Below are 3,042 nucleotides of genomic sequence, written 5' to 3'. Positions count from 1 at the left end.
ACCTGCCGGGAGTCGGCGACGCGTACGGGATGAGCACCGACCGCGTGCGCGCCCTCGCCGACCGGTGGCGCGACGGGTTCGACTGGAGGGCCGTCGAGGGTGGGCGCACGTCCGCGCCAGCGTGTTGCCGGACGACATCGTCGCGACCGACCTCGACAAGGACGTCCGTGCCGAGCTGCTGTCGCTGAACAAGCCGGTCGCCGAAACGGTGGCCCGGCACCTGGTCGCCACCGGGCAGCTGATCGACGAGGACCCGGCGGAGGCGCTGGCGCACGCGCTGGCCGCCCGTCGGCTCGCCTCACGCATCTCCGCCGTCCGTGAGGCGGTGGGCCTGGCCGCGTACCACGCGGGGGAGTGGCAGACGGCGATCGCCGAGCTGCGCACGTACCACCGGATGAGCGGCCTGCAGAGTCACATCGCCGTGCTCGCGGACTGTGAGCGCGCACTGGGCCGACCGGAGCGGGCCATCGACCTGTTCCGCGGCGCTGACCGGGACAAGCTGGACCAGGCCGTCGCGATCGAGTTGCTGATCGTCGCCGCCGGCGCCCGGGGTGACCTCGGGCAGAAGGACGCCGCCGTGGCGATGCTCCAGGTCCCGGACCTCACCAGCGAGGCCACCGTGCCGTGGACCGCGCGGCTGCGGTACGCGTACGCCGACGCGCTGCTCGCGGTGGGCCGGCGCGAGGAGGCCCGCGAGTGGTTCTCCCGCGCCGCCGACGTGGACACCGAGGGCGAGACCGACGCGGCCGAGCGGCTGCTCGAACTCGACGGCGTGGTCATCGAGGGCGACGACGAGGACGAGGCCGAGGAGATCGCCGCTGGTCCGGGCGCTCCCGGCGCGGTGCCGACCCAGCCGGACACCGACCTGACGGCCGGTGACGACGACACGGCGGACCGGGACGACGACGAGGACGACGACCGCGACGACGAAGACGAAGACGAGGACGACTTCGACGACGAGGACGACGAGGACGACGAGCGCGACGAGGACTTCGACGACGACGAGCAGGGCGGCGCTGTCGGCCGTTCCGCGGACGACGAGGGCTTCGACGACGAGGACGAGGACCGGCACCCCGACGAGAGCGGGAACGCCGAGCCGTCGGACCGGACCGCGCCGGTCGCCGACGCGGTGAACGCCGACGACACCGCCCCCGCCCGGGGCGACGAGTCGGAGCCGACGCAGCGGTGAGTACGGATGCCGGGAAGCGGCTGGTCGACGGGTACACCCTGGTCGTCTTCGACCTGGACGGGGTGATCTACCTGATCGACCGGCCGATTCCCGGCGCGGTCGAGGCGGTGGCCCGGCTGCACGCCGAGGGGCGGGCGGTGGCGTACGCGACCAACAACGCCTCCCGGCGGTCCAGCGAGGTCGCCGACCTGCTGACCGGGATGGGGGTGCCCGCCCGGCCGGAGGAGGTGCTGACCTCCGCCGCGGCCTCTGCCGAGTTGCTCCGTGACCGGCTGCCCGCCGGCGCGCCGGTGCTGGTGGTCGGCGCGGAGGCGCTGCGTGCCGAGCTGCGCGCGGTCGGCCTGACCCCGGTCTCCCGCGCGACGAGAAGCCGGCAGCGGTGGTGCAGGGCTACGGCCCGCAGGTCGGCTGGGCCGAGCTGGCGGAAGCCTCGGTGGCGGTGCGATCGGGCGCGATCTGGATCGCCACCAACACCGACCGGACCCTGCCCAGCAACCGTGGACCGTTGCCCGGCAACGGCTCGCTGGTCGCCGTGCTGCGGACCGCGTTGGAGCGGGATCCCGACGTGGTGGTCGGCAAGCCGGAACCGGCGCTGTTCGAGACCGCCGCGCGGCGCGGCAGCGGTGGCCGGGCCCTGGTCGTCGGTGACCGTCTGGACACCGACATCGAGGGCGCGCGCCGCGCCGGGCTGGACAGCCTGCTCGTGCTCACCGGCGTCAGCGGCGTACCCGAGCTGCTGGCCGCCGAGCCGCGGCGGCGGCCCACGTACGTGGCGCGGGACCTGGCGGGGCTCTTCGAGCCGGACGCGGCCGTGCGGGTCCCGGGGGACGCCGAGGGGTGGTCCGTGACGGACCAGGATGGCGCGTTGGAGTTGGCCGGCTCGGGTCGGCCGTTGGACGCGCTGGCCGCGCTCTGCGCGGCGGCCTGGTCGGCGCCGGCGCTGCCGAAGATCCGCGCGGCGGGCCCGGACGCGGCCCGCGCCCTGGAGAGCTTCGGGCTGCCCGGCGCCGGGTGAGACGGTGCAGGGGCGCTCGTCAGAGCAGCTTGCGCAGCTTCAGCAGGTCGAACGGGTTCGCCTTGATCGACACCCGGCGGGACGCCACCGCGCTGGTGACGTCCAGGTCGCCGCGCACCAGGGCCAGCAGGTCGTCGCTGGACGTGTTCAGTGCGATCTTGGCCTTGGGGTCGTCGCCGTCGGTCAGATCGACCAGCCGGCCGCCGCTGATCCGGCCGTGGAACGCCGTGTCCAGGTCGGTGATCCGGCAGGTCAGCGTCCGCTCCAGGTCGATTCGTTCGCGCACCGTCTCGGCGTTGCGGTCCAACCGGGCGGCCAGCTCCTGCAACGCCTGCCGGCACTCGTCCACGCTGGCCACATCTCCCCCTCGCTGATCGCCACGCCGTCCGGGGCACCGTACCGCACAGGACAGCGCGGGGTGCCCGGTAGCGTGACACCTGCACACCCCGCCCCATGGAAGGACATCGGCATGCAGGACGCGTGGCGCGCCTACCTCGAACTGGCCATGGGCCTGGCGGAGGCGCCCCGGAAGAAGGCCCAGGACGTGGCGCGTCGCCTCGTCGGCTCCGGCGGGGCGACCGCCGCCCAACTCCAGGCCCTCGGCGAGGAGCTGGTGAGCACCGGCGCCGCCAACCGGGAGGCGCTGACCAAGCTGGTCCGGTTCGAGGTCGACCGGGCGCTCGGCGCGGTCGGCCTGGCCACCGCCGACGAGGTGGCCGAGTTGACCCGACGGGTGCGTGACCCCGCTTCCTGAGCGCTGCCTCGGCGAACAAACCGCCGGGTGCGGCGAGCGAACCGCCGGGTGGGGCGGCCGGAGCCACCCCACCCGCGTACGAAC

The 3,042-nt window shown here is 74.5% G+C and carries 2 protein-coding genes and 2 pseudogenes; 3 read left to right on the top strand and 1 reads right to left on the bottom strand.

Going from position 1 to position 3,042, the window contains the following annotated elements; translation table 11 throughout:
* Positions 1-208 precede the first annotated feature (208 nt).
* Together JNW91_RS30755 and JNW91_RS30750 are read left to right on the top strand one after the other, a co-directional pair.
* Positions 209-1,189, top strand: a complete 981-nt coding sequence (locus JNW91_RS30755; protein WP_309244533.1) for a tetratricopeptide repeat protein — start codon at positions 209-211, stop codon at positions 1,187-1,189.
* Positions 1,186-2,204, top strand: a pseudogene (locus JNW91_RS30750) (HAD-IIA family hydrolase). The gene JNW91_RS30755 and the pseudogene JNW91_RS30750 overlap by 4 nt, the downstream one beginning before the upstream one ends.
* A gap of 19 nt (positions 2,205-2,223) precedes the next feature.
* On the opposite strand, the gene JNW91_RS30745 reads toward JNW91_RS30750, so the two are convergent.
* Positions 2,224-2,562: an SCP2 sterol-binding domain-containing protein gene (locus JNW91_RS30745; RefSeq protein ID WP_203178967.1), complete on the bottom strand. Its 339-nt coding sequence runs from the start codon at positions 2,560-2,562 to the stop codon at positions 2,224-2,226.
* Positions 2,563-2,673: 111 nt separating this feature from the next.
* On the opposite strand from JNW91_RS30745, the pseudogene JNW91_RS30740 reads away from it, so the two are divergent.
* Positions 2,674-2,946: pseudogene (locus JNW91_RS30740) on the top strand (phasin family protein); the annotation flags it as partial.
* Positions 2,947-3,042 lie beyond the last annotated feature (96 nt).

Source organism: Micromonospora parastrephiae (genome assembly GCF_016802865.1).
Classification (GTDB): domain Bacteria; phylum Actinomycetota; class Actinomycetes; order Mycobacteriales; family Micromonosporaceae; genus Micromonospora; species Micromonospora parastrephiae.
Note: the sequence above shows the minus strand (reverse complement) of the source record. Positions and strands in the feature narration are given on the sequence as shown.